The sequence below is a fragment of the Anabaena sp. FACHB-83 genome (assembly GCF_014697485.1).
Taxonomy (GTDB): Bacteria; Cyanobacteriota; Cyanobacteriia; order Cyanobacteriales; family Nostocaceae; genus Nostoc_B.
Map to the genome: position 1 here is coordinate 55,174 of NZ_JACJRY010000026.1, position 17,172 is coordinate 72,345.

General features: G+C 40.3%; 15 protein-coding genes. 5 read left to right on the top strand and 10 right to left on the bottom strand.

The window, feature by feature from the left end; genetic code table 11:
- Positions 1-306 precede the first annotated feature (306 nt).
- Positions 307-2,835, bottom strand: coding sequence for a mannose-1-phosphate guanyltransferase (locus tag H6G79_RS24775; RefSeq protein WP_190593398.1), 2,529 nt, complete (start codon positions 2,833-2,835; stop codon positions 307-309).
- A gap of 475 nt (positions 2,836-3,310) precedes the next feature.
- On the opposite strand from H6G79_RS24775, the gene H6G79_RS24780 reads away from it, so the two are divergent.
- Positions 3,311-3,502, top strand: a complete 192-nt coding sequence (locus H6G79_RS24780) for a hypothetical protein (RefSeq protein ID WP_190593399.1) — start codon at positions 3,311-3,313, stop codon at positions 3,500-3,502.
- Positions 3,503-3,632: 130 nt separating this feature from the next.
- Here the strand turns inward: H6G79_RS24780 and H6G79_RS24785 are convergent, their stop codons facing one another.
- Positions 3,633-4,241, bottom strand: coding sequence for a hypothetical protein (locus tag H6G79_RS24785; RefSeq protein WP_190593400.1), 609 nt, complete (start codon positions 4,239-4,241; stop codon positions 3,633-3,635).
- 157 nt (positions 4,242-4,398) lie between these two features.
- On the bottom strand, positions 4,399-4,986 hold the full coding sequence (locus tag H6G79_RS24790) for a thylakoid membrane photosystem I accumulation factor (protein WP_190593401.1): 588 nt from the start codon (positions 4,984-4,986) through the stop codon (positions 4,399-4,401).
- Between the two features lie 258 nt (positions 4,987-5,244).
- Between H6G79_RS24790 and H6G79_RS24795 the strand changes: the two genes are divergently transcribed.
- Positions 5,245-6,582 (top strand): MurT ligase domain-containing protein, encoded by a 1,338-nt coding sequence (locus tag H6G79_RS24795; protein WP_190593402.1) that lies wholly within the window; start codon positions 5,245-5,247, stop codon positions 6,580-6,582.
- A 411-nt stretch (positions 6,583-6,993) separates the two neighbouring features.
- Here H6G79_RS24795 and H6G79_RS24800 read toward each other — a convergent pair whose 3' ends face one another.
- Positions 6,994-7,773, bottom strand: a complete 780-nt coding sequence (locus tag H6G79_RS24800; RefSeq protein ID WP_190593403.1) for a hypothetical protein — start codon at positions 7,771-7,773, stop codon at positions 6,994-6,996.
- Positions 7,774-8,089: 316 nt separating this feature from the next.
- Between H6G79_RS24800 and H6G79_RS24805 the strand changes: the two genes are divergently transcribed.
- Positions 8,090-8,908 (top strand): type 1 glutamine amidotransferase, encoded by an 819-nt coding sequence (locus H6G79_RS24805; protein ID WP_190593404.1) that lies wholly within the window; start codon positions 8,090-8,092, stop codon positions 8,906-8,908.
- Between the two features lie 545 nt (positions 8,909-9,453).
- A complete protein-coding gene (locus H6G79_RS24810) occupies positions 9,454-9,816 on the top strand; it encodes a cupin domain-containing protein (protein ID WP_190593405.1) in 363 nt (120 codons plus the stop codon).
- 155 nt (positions 9,817-9,971) lie between these two features.
- Here H6G79_RS24810 and H6G79_RS24815 read toward each other — a convergent pair whose 3' ends face one another.
- The 6 genes from H6G79_RS24815 to H6G79_RS24840 all read right to left on the bottom strand — a co-directional run bounded on the left by H6G79_RS24815 (position 9,972) and on the right by H6G79_RS24840 (position 15,954).
- Positions 9,972-11,540: a heme peroxidase family protein gene (locus H6G79_RS24815; RefSeq protein ID WP_190593406.1), complete on the bottom strand. Its 1,569-nt coding sequence runs from the start codon at positions 11,538-11,540 to the stop codon at positions 9,972-9,974.
- A gap of 194 nt (positions 11,541-11,734) precedes the next feature.
- A complete protein-coding gene (locus H6G79_RS36945; RefSeq protein ID WP_313934195.1) occupies positions 11,735-12,115 on the bottom strand; it encodes a prolipoprotein diacylglyceryl transferase family protein in 381 nt (126 codons plus the stop codon).
- A gap of 219 nt (positions 12,116-12,334) precedes the next feature.
- Complete coding sequence (locus tag H6G79_RS24825) at positions 12,335-12,847, bottom strand: hypothetical protein (RefSeq protein ID WP_190593407.1); 513 nt, start codon at positions 12,845-12,847, stop codon at positions 12,335-12,337.
- A gap of 745 nt (positions 12,848-13,592) precedes the next feature.
- Positions 13,593-14,471, bottom strand: coding sequence for an aspartoacylase (locus H6G79_RS24830; RefSeq protein WP_190593408.1), 879 nt, complete (start codon positions 14,469-14,471; stop codon positions 13,593-13,595).
- A gap of 5 nt (positions 14,472-14,476) precedes the next feature.
- Positions 14,477-15,181, bottom strand: coding sequence for a Uma2 family endonuclease (locus tag H6G79_RS24835; protein ID WP_190593409.1), 705 nt, complete (start codon positions 15,179-15,181; stop codon positions 14,477-14,479).
- Between the two features lie 29 nt (positions 15,182-15,210).
- On the bottom strand, positions 15,211-15,954 hold the full coding sequence (locus H6G79_RS24840; protein ID WP_190593410.1) for a hypothetical protein: 744 nt from the start codon (positions 15,952-15,954) through the stop codon (positions 15,211-15,213).
- Positions 15,955-16,070: 116 nt separating this feature from the next.
- On the opposite strand from H6G79_RS24840, the gene hemE reads away from it, so the two are divergent.
- Complete coding sequence (gene hemE, locus H6G79_RS24845) at positions 16,071-17,132, top strand: uroporphyrinogen decarboxylase (protein ID WP_190593411.1); 1,062 nt, start codon at positions 16,071-16,073, stop codon at positions 17,130-17,132.
- Positions 17,133-17,172 lie beyond the last annotated feature (40 nt).

Sequence of the window (17,172 nt, forward strand, 5' to 3'; positions counted from 1 at the left end):
TTACCCTTGATGCTGACATCTTCCTCAAAAATGGGAAAAAGTCTGAAGTATAAAGTCTAAAGTATGAAATGTAGTAGGTTACAGGTTACAGGTCTTTAGTTACTGGAGGCGGAAGGTGTAAGGATATATAGCAGTTCTTACTTGCTTGTAATACAGTTGGAACCCCACCCCGCATTTGCTGACGCAAACGCTCCCCTCCCCGCTTGCGGGGAGGGGTTGGGGGTGGGGTTGAAATGTACCTCATCCAACCGAGAACCGCTATAGATTTTCAACTTCTTTACACCCTTACACACCTGTCCAGCAAAGTTAAACTTCGGCTGGGTGATATTCTTGTTGTCTTTCCACAAAAGTTTGGACGCGGTGGCGGTAGTTGCGAATGGTGTCGTCTACCCAATCGCGATCGCTACTATTGGCAAACAAATGTACTAATGGCTCGCTGGCATCGGGTAAAACTAACAGCCAATTATCATCGAATGGTTGACCAATTTTCACGCCATCGATGAGTTCGAGGTTTTGGGCTGGGTGAGTTTCTACTAAGTAGCGCATTAATGCACCTTTAGCAGTCCAAGGACAGCGAATTGTCTGAGTTCTATGAATGACGCGGGGTAATTCGGAACGTGCAGTAGCCAGCGATCGCTCTTGAATTGTTAACATTTCAATGATCTTGGCAATGCAGAACATGGAATCAAACCCCGGATGCAGTTGGGGGAAAATGAAACCAGTGTCGCCACTACCGCCCAACACTACATTAGAATTTTTTTGACAAGCTTCCATTAAGGCGGTTGGGTTAGCCTTTGTCCGAATCACTCTCCCATCATGGCGACGGGCGACTTGTTCCACCGCACTAGAGGCGTGAACTGGCACAACTACCGTACCTCTGGGGTTAGATGTCAATATCATGTCCACCATTAAGGCGGTTAACATTTCCCCACGAATGGGAAAGCCTGATTCATCAACTAAAATTAGCTGTTCGCCATTGGCCGAGACTTGCACGCCAAAGTTAGCTTTCAAGGCTTCCACCACATGACCTAACTGGGTTAATAAGGCTTCGCGGTCAGCCGTGGTGACAGCGTGTTTATTTAAACTGGCGTTGAGTACCACTGCATCCGCGCCGAATTTATCCAGCATTTGGGGTAAAACAGCCCCAGAGACAGCATAAACATAGTCAATGACGATTTTGGCGCGACTGTTGGTGAGGGTAGAAACGTGGAGTAATTTTTCAAAGGCTGTGCAGTAACTGTCAATAACTTGGCTGGGATAAGCCACATCACCAACTTCATGAATCAACGCCCGACGCATATCTTCTTTAAAATATGCCCCTTCAATTTTCTTTTCTTGGGCTTTGGAAATGTTAATCCCTTTGTCATCCATAAATTCTATCAGGATGTAGTCGGGGCGATCGGGATGGACTCTGACATGGATACCGCCAGCTACTGACATCATCGGAATCACAGTCCGGGCGATGGGGATAGCAGTAGCATCAAGGTTTTGAATATCAACGCCTACAGACATTAAACCGGCAATCAGCGATCGCGTCACCATCCGAGAAATGTTCCGTTGGTCTCTTGATACTGTAACTTTAGAACCGGGTTTTAAAATCGAACCATAAGCCGAACCTAAGCGCACCGCAAATTCTGGGGTAATGTCGATATTTGCCAAACCTTGTACGCCACGTTGACCAAACAAGTTTCTTTGGGCAGTATTTCCCCAAATTAAGTTGATGTTTAAAATTGCACCAGACTCAATTTTTTTACTCGGCCAAACACGCACACTAGTACTAATTTGTGCTTCTTCCCCCACCGTAGATAACGAACCCACCACGGCAGCTTCTAATACATGGGCGCGGCGGTCTACGCGGCTACCACGGGAAATGACACAGGCACTTAATTGGGCTTCTTCCCCCACAAACGCCCCATTCCACACAATTGGACGCTTGAGGTTAGCATCAGCCCCAACGGTCACATTATCACCAATAACTGTTCCCGCTTCAATTTGAACTCTTGCCCCAATGCGGCAATTATCGCCAATTATGGCGGGAGTTTGAATATGGGCTGTTGCATCAATAAAAGTATTCTCTCCTACCCAGACACCGGGGGAAATTTCTTCATAAGCAAATTCAAGTTTTACCTTTCTATCTAAAGCATCATATTGTGCTTCCCGATAAGCATCTAAATGACCAACATCACACCAGTAACCTTGGGCAATATAGCCGTACATCGGCTCATTTTTGGCTAAAAGTAACGGAAATAAATCCTTAGAAAAGTCAGTTTCGGTATTAGCTGGTAAATAATCTAAAACTTCAGGTTCAAGAATGTATGTTCCAGTGTTGACTGTATCGGAAAAAATTTCGCTTGTAGATGGTTTTTCTAAAAATCGTTTAATTTTGCCTGCTTCGTCGGTAATTACTACGCCAAATTCAATGGGGTTAGGAACTCTAGTTAAAATCAAAGTCGCTTTTGATTGTTTTTGTTTATGAAATTCAATTGCTGCTGTTAAATCAAAATCTGTAATGCTATCGCCACTAATTACTAAAAAAGTTTCATCTAGTAGTTCGGCAATATTTTTCACACAACCCGCCGTTCCCAAAGGCTGATCTTCTTCTACCGCGTAGGTCATTTGTACGCCAAAATCACTACCATCTTGAAAGTAATCACGCAAAACATCGGGTAAATAATGTAATGTAGCAATGACTTCGGTGATTTGATGTCTTTTGAGCAAATTGATAATATGTTCAGCAATGGGACGATTGAGAATCGGCACCATTGGTTTAGGTAAATCGCAAGTTAAAGGACGAAGCCTTGTCCCCGAACCGCCTGCCATCAGTACTGCACGCATAAATCCTCCTGATTTGCAGCCTTAGCTGCTTGTAATGCTATGAAAATATGTCGGTTTTATCTTTAGTGTCTTATAGATGTTCTGAGTTCAGGAACTTCCACAAGAGACATCTAGTCAGTGTTAAGCATATTTACTCAACACAGTAGCCTGTCTAGAAAAATGAAGAAATATTTCTAAAAATCGAGTTCATTTATTATGCCAGTTTCCCATACTGTTGAGGTAGCAAGAAAGTAGAAAAAAGAACATAAAAATCTAGAATAGTATATTCTTTTTATTTTTATAATTTAGCTTCATGGTTAAATAGCAACAATGCTGGATGTTAATTTACACTGGAATCAGAGAATATGCGATCGCATCCTCAACTGGTCGGAAAATTATGGCTAAGTTCTAGCTTGTTAGTATAAATTAAGAATTGCTGAGATATTTTGACAATTCTTAACTTAAATTTAGTCAGTAGTGAATGGAGTTCCTGAACATGAGCAAATTAATCGTATTACTTTTGCTAGTAGGTTATGTCGGTTTAGGTTGGAAGTTTTGGAATGGATTTACCAGGACTAACTTTCAACCATCCTTACTCAATCGGATTGCTTTATCTTTGTTATGGCCTGTTTTATTTATCGCTAATCAATCCTATCGCCGCAATTTTAGAAAAGCGTTGAAAGGGTAGGTGTTAATTTTAAATTTACCAGTATCGACTTGTGGCGATCGCCTACATCTTAAAATAGTTTAGTGAGTAGTTTCTTGAAATTCCAGAGTTTTAGACCCCCGACTTCTTTAAGAAGTCGGGGGTCTTGTACTTAACCAATAGGTAAATTACCAGGATTGACTGCATGAATATATTCACTACCAGAATGTGGTCTACCGCGTTTATATCTGGCTTCTTCGGGATTACCCCATCCTAACTGTAAAATCATCTCTAAAAAGTTAGGATTTTCCCACTTCCATAAACTTGCCCATTCAGTTCTGTGAGCAATTCTTTGGACATCATCTGTAGTAATTTGTTGATATTGCTTACTGTTATTAAAACTTAAATATAAATCCATATCGCTGGTTACTTCATACCAAAAATTCAATATCGCATCTTTGGCAGATTGTAATATAGCGATATCACTAGTCAACCCGACTAATTCGGTATCTACTTCTGGATAGCGCAAAGTTTTGCCTTTGACTGTCATTTCGCGCCAGACAATACCGGAAACATGATTTTCTCTTTGATAATCGTGAATAGCTGCTTTAAAATCTTGATAGGCAGTAAACTTTTGGAACCCCTCGGTTTTGATAAACTGGTCTATTACAGGATTGCCAGAGACTGTTACCTCTAACTTCAGACGCTCTCCTTTTAGACAAGCTTGGCGTTCGGCTGCCAAAATTTGGATTAGCTCTTCGGTAGTGTAAACTTTTGACATCAGTTATTAGTCAAGGGTCAATAGTTTTGAACTTGAGACTATGAATTTGCGCTTTTGTGAAAATCGGTTATTTCAACATTATCCTTTGCTTGATTGGTGATGCAGTAGCCCACAGTACTAAAAATTAGGGTAGACCATCTTCAGTCTACCCTGGCAGTTATTTGGCTAACTCACTGCTAAATTCATTAAAAGAACGGCGCTTTAATTGTACAGATTCAGCACGGGGTAATAAATCAAACACTTCGCGGAATTTATCATCTATTTCCTCAAAGGGTACTTGACCTTTTTTGTTTAACAATACTTGCCCTGATTGATTAAACACTACAACTTGAGGCACACCCCCAGAATAGTAATATCCTGGTTCCGTGGGATCATATTTTTCTTTGACTGGAATTGTATCAACATCAATCGGGATGATCTCTGCTACTCGTCCGTAAAACTCTTGGACGCGAGAAATTACAATGGCATATTTTTTGCAATCGCTACTGTCATCTACATAAAATGCTAAAAATGCAGGTTTATGTTCTGTTAAAGTCTGTGCGAGTGTCTGTCTGGGTGGAACTAAGGAACCATTGCCAGCATAAACGACAAACATATTGCCATCATAGTTATCATCATTAATACCAGCATAAGCCGGTTGAATACTGAACATCAGTAAACACACAAGCAATAACAGGCATTTCGATATCAAGCGTCGCCAGTCAGCCATACGTTTTTGTAAAAAAAACAACTTTGTAATATTCATCAAAAGGAACCTTGCAAGCTACGATTTGTCGTAAGTTTGTGCTGAATTCGGCAACCTGGGCTGGATAAGTAATTACACCCGCGCACTATTTTTTAAGATAACGTCTTACGGATGAAGTATGAAGTCTGAAGTCTGAAATTTCTTTTTCACACTTCCCACTTTCCTATCGCTGGCTTTTTGAGCCAGGATTCGCTAAACTCACAGGATTAAATTTGCAACTAGATTAATTAGCAAACACGAGCAGATTCAGGTAAAGAAGTGGGCAAGAAAATTAAACTGATAGATAGACTGCGCCTTGGTTTGGCGGTATTGGTGGCGAAAACTGTAACATTTGCGGTGCGATCGCTGCGCTTAGGTGCTGCTAGTGTATTACCAGGGTCAATTGCACGGCGAATAGAACCTCGACTGTTGCAATTATTGAGTCAGCAGGTAAAAAATGGCGTAATTATCATTGCGGGGACGAATGGTAAAACAACTACGTCGCTGCTGTTAAAAACTATTTTGGAACGTAAAGGCTACCACATCACCCATAATTCTACAGGTGCAAACTTAGAAAATGGCTTGATGACAGCTTTACTAGAAAACACCAACTTGGTGGGGACGCTGGCTGCTGACTACGCCATTTTGGAAGTAGATGAAAATATCGTCCCCAAGGTATTAACACCACTCCAGCCACGTATTATTCTGTGTTTAAACTTGTTCCGTGACCAACTCGACAGGTACGGCGAAGTAGATACCATCAGTAAACGCTGGACAAAGGTAATTTCCACACTTCCCAAAGAAACAGTCGTAATTCCCAATGCGGATGACCCGACTTTATCGCACCTCGGTCAGCAGTTACCGCAACGTGTGTTATTCTTTGGCTTGAATGAACCAGAACAATACCTCGAATCAATTCAACACGCGGTAGATTCTATTTATTGCCCTAATTGCGGACATTCTTTAGATTATCAAGGTGTGTATTTGTCTCACTTGGGCGATTTTACTTGTCCCAGTTGCGGTTTTAGCAAGAGTAAACCAACCCTGGAAAGTAGCGAATGGGGACAAATTTTGGTTGGTTTGTATAACAAATACAATACTTTAGCGGCGGTGACTGCGGCTATCGAATTAGGTGTTGATGAAACCACAATTAAAGATACTATTAATAATTTCCAAGCTGCATTCGGTAGGGCGGAAGATTTAATTATTGATGGGAAAAAGGTGAGAATTTTATTATCTAAAAATCCTGTGGGGACAAACGAAACGATTCGGGTAGTGAATCAAAGTACTGATAAAACTACATTGATGGTGTTAAATGATCGCACCCCCGATGGGACTGATGTATCCTGGATTTGGGATGTGGATACAGAAAAATTAGTCGAACGTGGCGGAACTATTGTGGTGAGTGGCGATCGCGTTTATGATATGGCTTTACGTCTGCGTTATAGCGAAAAGTCTGTGGAGAGTAACTTAAACTTAATTGTCGAGGAAGATTTGAAGCAAGCGATCGCAACTGCCCTCAAGCATACAGCAGACAACGAAACTTTACACATTCTTCCTACTTATTCTGCCATGTTAGAAGTGCGCGAAGTTCTCACCGGCAGAAAAATTCTTTAGGAAATAGGGAAATTGTAAATAGGAAATTGATACCAATTCAATGTTAAGTTGCACATATCTTGGGGGGACTTAAAGAATTTCCCCCCTTTTTAAGCTACCGTGTACACACAAATCTGGGTTGAGTGCATCTATCCCGCCTCGGAATTAATTCCGAGTCTCACAGCACAAGTCCTCTGAAGAGGACTCAACTAGAAATCTATTGCAGTCCACTTAAGTGGACTTTGGCTATGAGCCTGGAACTTTAGTTCAAGGCGGGATGCGGTTTCATACAGCAAATTTTTGACTTGTGTGTACACCATAGCCCTTTTTAAGGGGGGGTTAAGGGGGATAGAATTCTATGCAGCTTTATAAAAAACTTTTATGAGAAGCTTTTTTTATCATCTTTCTCATATCCCTCATCTTTCTCACTTTCTAAACTAAATAACTGGTATTCGGGACAATAGGAAAGAAAGCATACTCATACCAAGCAGTCCAGATAAAACTTCTCAACCACCGTTGACGCTTTTCGGGAGTAAATTCATATTCAAATACCCCGCTAGATGTATCAATCGAAGATAGGTGAGAATTGCAACCACAACCATGTTGATAAGTAAAGCCATATTTAGAGGCGATACTCTGCACCTTCATTTGCATCGCAAAAACCTTACCTGCGTGTAATATTGCATCCCAAGAACGCTTATGTTTGATATCTCGCTTATCAAATCTTAGGGCGCGTTCTTCAAATACATGATCGCGGTAAATTGGTGCTAGATGCACATGATAAAAACTTGCTGGTAGTTCATAGCCAAATTCTTGAAAAAGTTCTATTCCTATCCGCGCTACTTTTAATTCATTGGCAAACTCTTCGCCCTTTGATTCTAAATCTTGAAGCAGTGTCGCAAAATCAGGATAGCTAGTTTTTATAAAGTCATAACCGTAAAATTCTAGGGTTTCCCAAGCTAACTTGCCAAATAGTTGGGAGAATGATGATTTAAGATATTCTAATTCTGGACGTTCGTTAAATAAGTCAACATCACCCTGTTCTAACTTATATTGAAATAACTGTGCCATTTCAACATAACTTTGTGGATCAGAAATGCCTACATCTGCTAATCCGTTAGCAATATCTTGCCACACAGCAGGTAGTTGAGACACAGGAACTGCGTTTTCATACGCAATTACCGTCAAATTCGGAGCTTCAATTGCTTGCATATAATCTCCATTGAGATATTAAAAATTTGTCGCTTAGTTAAACAAAGTTAACTTTTTGGGAAATTTGCACAAAAACAGTGTAACTCTTTACCCAAGATTGAGTAAATTTACAGTTACCTGTGGAGATTATGGCTGTCTGACAATTACAAAACTGTGACCTAAAATACTGAAATCTGATGAAAATTGCTATAAGTCCATGCAAAAATATAGCAGGGGACAGGGAACAGGTGACAGGTAACAGCGTAAAAAGTCTTTTACGGATTCTGCAATCAGAGAAAGAAAAAAGTTATAAATTATCAGTTATGAGTAAAGAATTATGACTTCTGAACAATTAGAATTAACAATTGGTTGGTTGTATCCTACTTTAATGAGTACTTATGGCGATCGCGGTAATGTAATTACAATAGAACGTCGCGCCCAATGGCGGGGATACAGCGTTAAAGTATTACCTCTAGACCAAAATTCCACCGCCGAAGATATTAAATCTGTCGATGTAATTGTGGGTGGAGGCGCACAAGACCGTCAGCAAGAAATTGTGATGCGTGATTTGCAAGGGGTGAAAGCTGACGCAATGCGCGAAAAAATTGCCAATGGTACACCAGGGGTTTTTACTTGCGGTTCACCCCAATTGCTAGGACATTATTATGAACCAGGATTTGGACAACGAATAGAAGGGTTAGGAATCCTCGATTTAGTATCTATTCATCCTGGGGAAAATACCAAACGTTGCATTGGTAACTTAGTAATTGAAGTTACAGCCTCCCGCCTCGCCAAAGAGTTAGAAGAGATGATTGGTAGTAAACCTTATCTTGTCGGGTTTGAAAATCACGGCGGACGCACCAAGTTAGGTAAGGTAGAAGCCTTGGGACGGGTGGTGTATGGTTTAGGCAATAATGGCGAAGATGGTACAGAAGGTGCATTTTATCAGAATGCGATCGCCACTTATTCCCACGGCCCCTTGTTACCGAAAAATCCCTTTGTCGCTGACTGGTTAATTCAAACAGCGTTGCGGTTGAAGTATCAACAACCCATCACACTCAAACCCTTAGATGATGATCTCGCAATACAAGCGCGAGAAGCCATGCTTAAACGCTTGAAAGTTAGCGTAGCAACTGTAGCTACTAGCAAAGTTTGAGTCAGAATAATTTATCATTCCAGAGTCAGAATATCAGTTCTGACTCTTTATTTTTTGGTTTTGATATGTCATTACAATCAGATAGGACTTACGCAAACTCTACTATTTCTTGGCGTTCTTCTCCTGACGGAGACGCTACGCGAAGGTGGCTTGGCGGTACCCTGCGGGAAGCCGCTTCGCGTCTACGATAAATTAAGCTTGTGGGCAATTTTTGCGTAAGTCCTGTCAGAAATTGCCAGTAATCAAATCAATTAAAAATATGACTAAATAAAATCCTTAAAAAGACAAAATTAAGGATAAATTAAACCTAATTTAAAATCAATGATTTGCGCCACATTTATCAATATAAAATAATATTTATTTACCCGATAACTTATAGAATATTTACCAATATATCTCTCTCAGAAAACCTGTTTAATCGTATTATAAATCTTGTTATCAGTCAGTCTATTTTATACAGCAGATTTTAAGTTAGTTCTCAAGACTAGTAGAAAGTCCATTCTGAATGCTGCTGCATATTGTTCAACTTATAGATTAATCAAAAAATGAGTATAGAGAGAATTTTCAAGAGTACTGATTTTTTTCAACCTACAGATGGTGAACCAATTCGTTCAGTTGTGACGGAATCACCAGATGCAGTTGTGGTTGCTTGGTATGTCAAACCCGGACAAGAAATTGGAGCGCACATTCATCCTAATGGTCAGGATACTTGGACAATATTATCCGGTAGTGGTGAATATTATTTAGATATAGACGGTTCTCGCAAAATAATTACCGTTGGAGATGTGGTTGTAGCACCAGTCCAATGTGTTCACGGTGTGTTTAATCACGGCGATGAACCCTTGATATTTATTTCTGTGGTGACACCTTATGAGGCTGGATATGAACCTGTGACCATCAAATCGTAAACAGCCTTAATCAAGAGTGCTGAGTTTTGTAAATCTAACAGGTTTCAAAATCTTGTCAGTTCTTTTAAATACAAAGAAAAGAGGGATTGAATTATCCCTCTTTATTTTTAGTTGATGGAGTGTACTTGGTTGAATATTAAGTACTCACACTCACTCTACTGTCCACGACTAGCCGGGTCTACACGAGCAAAAGTCAGAAAATCAACCATCCGAAAGTCTTCTGGTCTACCTGTTCTAGTAGGTAAAGTTGGCACCCAAGAAGGATTAACGTTCAAATAAGATTTTGGATCTACTTGAAGCAAGCCAATAATCACTTCACCAATAATGCGACTACCCAGAGGGCCTAGACGTAGGCCTCTTTCCATCAGTTCAGCTTCTTTAAGGATGTAGTACCAGAGTGGTGTAGAGGTATCGAAGGTAGGATAGATGCTGCGGAGTTCTGCTAGGTCATTCTTACTAAGGACAGATACACCAATTGCGCGAGCTAGAGTTTGACCGGATGGTAACTGCCAAGTTACGTGTCGCAGCAAGTTGCGCTGTAAGAGTGAAGTAGGTGGTGTACCTTCTACGATCGCCTGGAGTGGTAAGTTAAACAATGCGCTAGAGATTTTCGTATCGATTAACTTGTTGCGTCGGATTTGAGTATCGTTAAAGTCAAAAAATGTCTGCCAACCAATAAAACGCCTTGGCGCTCTAGCAAAACCGCGCAAATCACTAGGATCAGCTTTTCCGTCTTGGGAAGGGTCGAAAATAAACGCAAAGAAGGGTTGGCCATTGTCACCCGCTAAGTTAGCCCGATAAGACGGACGCACCATACTGTGACCAAAACGATAGCCTACTTGAAATTCAACTGGAATAAAGCCTCTACCTGGTAAGGGGGTATAAAATCTCCGACCATTTCTTAAGATTTCGTTCACCCGATCCTGACCAATGATTTGGGGGAGAAATTCGTGCAGAATGAGCCACTGATAATGCCAAGTAGTCAAACGACGAGCTTCGTTAAAAGCGTTCACGTTGTTGATAGATGGACTCTGGGATCTCACCAAATCAACGGCACGGTTGTGAAAGAGGTGAAATGCACTCAGGATTCCCGTGAGAATTAAGTGCTGGTCGTTACGTGGGTCAACGACGAGGGCGCGGTTATTTGCGTCGCGGGGCAAATCTTCAAACAAACCGCCATTTTCCAGTCTGAGTTTGATTTGGTCTGTTGGGTCATAAAATGTGGGTGATGCAAACGGCCCATCACCGTAGACTGTATCCAGGTCAAAAGCTGGAGTCCGACCATTTGGGGCAGATACTGGAGGTGTGACCCTACCCAACCGAGATGACAAATCAAATGTAATGTCGTGATCCATAAACTGGCCAAAAAATGTTGTACCAGCTGTATGGTTGGGGTTGTTGGGGTTGTTGACGTTGAGAGCCGGATCGACAATCAAGGCTAGAGGCCCTGCGGCTAAATTGTCTTTGGCATCTAATATCCCGCCAGCTTTGCCCATTTCTAAAAGAGCGGCTCTGATAACATCAGTGGGTGGCGCAAAGGAAGGCTGATTCCGAAACATCCGACCGAACCTGCTGGGCAGAACCGCATCATTTGTATCTGCCTGCGCTACTCGATTCAGCAACACACCTACCATTACGCCAACAATCATAATGGCAGTAGCAACAATGGCTAACAATGAAATTACTTTTTTTTTCGAGAAGTTTTTATGTTTTAAACTTCTCATTTTTCCCCCGTTCAAAACTTTCATAATATTTTCTTAAACAAGGTATTAGGTGTTAGTAAACTTGGTAATAAGCCACGAAAAAACTATACATGAATTCTTTAGCCAAAAAAATCATGTAGAACTTTGATTTTTGTGAATGCACTTATGAAAAGTGGATAAATATTTGGAAAAGTTTAATTTTTTGGTCAAGTTAGTCAAAAATTCTTAAGATAAAAATTAACTTTTATTTGTGGGCTTGAATATAAAACACCTGCGGAATATTGGGCAAATAATATAGGATAGCCAATCCACAAGCAATTTGAATTGCACTCAAACCAAATAAAGGATGAAAATCTGGTTTTAGTAAAGTCAATAAAAAACCGAAAAATTACGTAGGAAATTAAATAAAATTTAAACAAGTCACCACTGCGATATTGATAAAGGCAGCGAAGATTTATTAAGAATAATAAATAAATGTAAAAGAATATTTCATATAATTGTGTGGGATGAAGGAAAATACCATCACCAAAATCTACACTCCAAGGTAAAGTGGTGGCAATGCCATAGGTGCGATCGCATAGTAAACGGAAAGCCACCGCATAAGCTAAGGATTCAAATAAAAGATGCGGATGAATCTGTCATGAGCCTAAACAAAAATATACCGAGAAAGCTACAAATTACGCTGCTTGTGTCATATAGTCTAATACAGTCCAGTTAAGAAAGTTTGCCTGTGGAGACAGGGGAACAGTCGGAGAACAAAATTATGCCTCCCCCAAGCAGTGTTGGGAAAGGCATGAAAAAAAAAGCTGAAATTATCAGTGTTTGATTTCTAAATTGAGGATGTAACATCCGATTTGGACTTTTTCTGCCCACAATTCATACTCTAGGCGCAAGTGTTCCGGGAATTGTTTACCCGTAAGTGTCAATGTTTTTGTAAAATTTCGTAAGCGAATCGGATTATTTGGTTGTAAAGATTCCGTGGGCAACCAATAACGGCTGACACCGTATATCCCTTTTTCCCAGAAGTGGCGGTAACTTACTTGACCATTACCTTGCATAGTCATAATCACCCGATATGGAGAAATTTCCAGCCACAAAACTCTGGGACTACTGGGAACGTAGGCAGTGTTTTTTCTGTGCGGCAAAATTTCCTCTGTACTGGGAGAAGTTTCTACTTCACAGGTAATGAGAGGCGGTGCAGTTAACAGTAAGTGAAATCGTTCCGTATCTTTCTGATACAAAGTTCCGGCAGTTTCGACCACTGACCAGAACGGCAGGTCAGTGGAAATTAGTGATAAGCACACAGGCTTGCGATGATAGGTCAGCATGGGAGCAGTATGGGCTAACAGCTATTGAATAACAAGATGAAATTAATCCAGGGAGTCTAGCAGTCCAGAACCAGCAACTAAATAGTAAAACATGCTTAATCTTAACTGAATATGCTGATTTGGTAAGCTAAATATCTCAACATAAAAATAAGTTAAATCTAAATTCAAGTATTGCAAACAACATTTTTTTTGATAAAGGTAACTTTAAACACAGTGAATAAATACTTATATATGAATCCGGTTTGATTGTTGAATATATGTAAAGGCAGGGAGTAGGGAATGGGGAGTAGGGAGTAGGAAAGAAGTCTGATCTGGGTGTGCTGATTTGTTCAGCAATCCAATATTAGTCTTATAGTTTGATGAATGTTATGTTTTGCAACAAATGATGAAAATACTACAGTCTTTTGAGCAGATACAACGAGTGCGGGAACAGGTAAGAGGTAACAGCTTTCTCGAACTGCCAGAATATGGGGTTTCAAGTCCCTAAATTGATTGATTAGGACTTACGCAGACTCTAAGATTTTTTGGCGTTATACCCGGCGGGAAGTCGCTTGCGCGTCTAATGCGATTTGAGGATACCTTACTCTTCGGGTTCTCCGAAGGATTACGGGAAACCGCTTCGCGTATACGATAAATTAGACTTTTTAAAGATTTTTGCGTAAATCCTGTTTATGAAAAGAGGTAAGAACATTTGTTCGAGACAAGTAGTGCAATACAAATATCAGACATAAATAAACGTTAAGATTTAAATTTGTATGGTTTTTCTTTCAGTTAAACACATCGCAATTCCTTTTTCATAATACGCAGCTTCGTTAATAAAAATGGGGTAAACTGTAGATGTGCCTTGATAGGCGATCGCACTTCCTTCTAATGTTAAAAATATCGGTTCGCCAGGGTTAAGCGGTTGATAATCTCGAAACTGGAGTTCGGGGTGAATCATGCCGATAATTTCTCCTGCTTCGTTACGAGGATAATCAATAACTCCTGTATATTGATAATATGTTAGATTCGTATTTGATGGTTGAGATAAACCTTGATTATAACTTTCGATATAGTCTAAAACTTGATAAATTAACGCTTCAGTTTTTTGAAATAACTCAGCATTTAAAACTCCCTGTGCTACAGGCCCCACTTCAATGGCAAAACCCAATTCTGATATTGAACACAGAAAGTTAGAATCTCTTGTGGGTTGAGAATAACAAATTCTCACATCAGGGTTAATTGCACTTAATTGGGCAGCTAATTGTAATATAAATGGATGTTGGCTACCTAAAATTATAGTTAACTGCATATTTGCAGTAGAACTATGCAAATCAATAATAACTTGTTGCTGATTTTTGCTTTCTTCTGCTAGTAAATAATAGATATTTTTTGCCAAAATATCTTCATAACTAGCAAGTTGGGGATTTTGTAAATCTGCTGTTGCAAAGCAACGATTTAAATCTTTGTCAATATAGCGTCTGGCTGCTGCAAATGCTTTGGGGTTACTCAATAAAACGCGAGTATCAAAACTTGGACGCTGAATCAGTTGCGGAAACTGTTCAAATTTTTTACCTAGATAGATACCTGTAAATTCATTGCCATGTGTACCAGTAGCAATGACTACTGAATTGATGTTTCCCATAGTTTTTATAAATTGTTGGGGTCGATACCTTTTTGTTGTAATTTAGCTAAAAGTTCTTGAAGTTGGTTTTGGGTTTCTTCTAGTTGCTGTTGTCGTACATTTGCCAATTCTTCTGGTGTTGGATATCGTCTACCATTTTCATCGTACCAATACAACCATTCTCGCGTCATGCCTTGATAAGTTCCACGTTCTCTGCCAATACCTAAATTAACTTCTGGCATCCAAATTTTATCACCAGATTGTAAAATATACTCTCCATCAACTAGGCGATAAACTTCCAGCCGTTGACGTTTCCGGCGTAAGCGTGTTGGGGCGTAAATTACATAATATAATACTCCCAACTGAGCATAATCTAATTTCTTTTGTTCGTATTCATAATTGTATGCTTGTGAGACAATTTCTAACGTAAAAATTGGTGGTATACCATCTTCTTCCCACATCACATAACTAAAACGTCCATTTTCGCCAATAAAACGTTCTACGCCTAAACTTAAAAATCCATCAGGAACGATCGCAGGTGTACTCACTCCATAATAAATACCCATATTTATACCAAAAAACCAGTCTTCACGACTGTGCCAAATGCTGGTTAAAATTGATAATAATAAGCTGGGAATTAATATTTGTAATTCATTATCCACAGGTGTATCGTCAGAATCTGGTAATTCGGCTGATGAAGGTAAACATGCTAACGGATTGTAGTAAAACATAAATGTATTTCCTACTCAAACTTTTCTGCTTAACTTGCCTGAGTTTGCCTTGGTAAGCGTCTTTTTAAACTACAAAAACCAATTGCTGGTACTATTCCTAGGATAGTTGCTGTTAATCCTTGTTGACTGCCATACAATATTGCTTCTGGTATGAAGTTTTGCATTAATGATAGCAACCAGACCAGCAAACTAATTAACAAAAAAGCAACTGATGGTACAAAATTCCACCACCAGGATTTGATTGTGTAACGGCGTACAACTAGCCATTGCAATAGTCCCATCCAAAGACCTGAAAAAATATAAGCAATTGTTGATAAAAATCCAAAGATAATTGCTAACTCAGGAGATAAAGTTTCATTAAGAGAATTAGCAATTGAAGCAATATAATTAATCCAGGCAGTCGCTACACAATCAGCAGTTAACCAACCGATGGTAGTTGCAATTATCCATCGCCAACCAGAAAGATAACGACGGATAACTAATGTTTGGTCGGTAGCAAAAACCACAGCAAATACAATATTACTGAGTAATTTTATGCCATAGCCCCATGATTGCATTTCTATAGATCCAAATGCAGTCAGAATTTGTGTGAGCAGTCTTTCTACTGCCAGACTAAAAACGCCACCCACTACCCAACCCAAAATTGTCATAAAAGTAAACAATACACAAAACTTGCGTCGCTGGCTGGGGGGTATAAATAATTTGCCTGATGGAGAATTGCTATTAGTAGCTGCAACATTAGAAGGATTTGGATTATTAGAATCGGTTTGCATATTAAGTTAAGTAAAGCTAAGACTTGGGCTTTTCAAGCAAGCCTTCTGAAAAAGCGTAATCTCAGAATGATAAGCTAAACATTGACATAACAAAGTGACTTAGGATGAAGTGTTAAATGGGTGTTTCCTCAACGGCCCCTCATCTCCTGCGGGCTGCTCGTGGTGAAATAGTAGATCGTCCCCCAGTATGGATGATGCGACAAGCGGGACGATATATGAAGGCGTACCGAGACTTAAGGGAAAAGTATCCTTCATTTCGCGATCGCTCCGAAATTCCCGAAGTAGCGATTGAAGTATCCCTGCAACCTTGGAAAGCCTTCCAGCCGGACGGAGTGATTTTATTTTCCGACATTGTAACTCCATTGCCTGGTTTGGGCATTGATATGGACATTGCGGAAGGTAAAGGGCCAATCATTCATTCGCCCATTCGCACTCAAGCACAAATTGATAGCCTGCATGATTTAGATCCAGAGGCGGCTCTACCGTTTATTAAAACCATCTTGCAGGCATTACGCCAAGAAGTTGGCAACAAATCAACAGTATTAGGCTTTGTCGGTGCGCCGTGGACGTTAGCTGCTTACGCAGTTGAAGGAAAAGGTTCTAAAACCTATTCCATCATCAAAAACTTGGCCTTCTCAGACCCGGCAATTCTACACCAACTGCTGACAAAATTGGCAGATGCGATCGCTGTTTATGCCCGTTATCAAATTGACTGCGGCGCTCAAGTAGTGCAAATGTTCGATTCTTGGGCAGGACAATTAAGCCCTCAAGATTACGATACCTTTGCTCTGCCATATCAACGACGGGTATTCCAGCAAGTCAAACAAACCCACCCCGACACACCATTAATTCTTTTAGTTAGTGGTAGTGCGGGTGTACTAGAAAGAATGGCTCAATCTGGTGCGGATATCGTCACCGTTGACTGGACTGTAGACATGGCTGATGCTCGCGCTCGATTAGGCAAGCAAGTTAAAGTACAAGGTAATCTTGACCCTGGTGTACTCTATGCTTCCAAAGAGTTCATCCGCGATCGCATTTATGATACCGTTCGCAAAGCTGGTAATTGGGGTCATATCCTCAACCTCGGTCATGGTGTCCTACCAGATACCCCAGAAGAAAACGTCGCTTTCTTCTTTGAAACAGCCAAGCAACTCAGTACAGCAGCACTGGTGAGTTAATTCCCTTTGTGTCTTTGTGGTAACAATTTTTGAACCACAA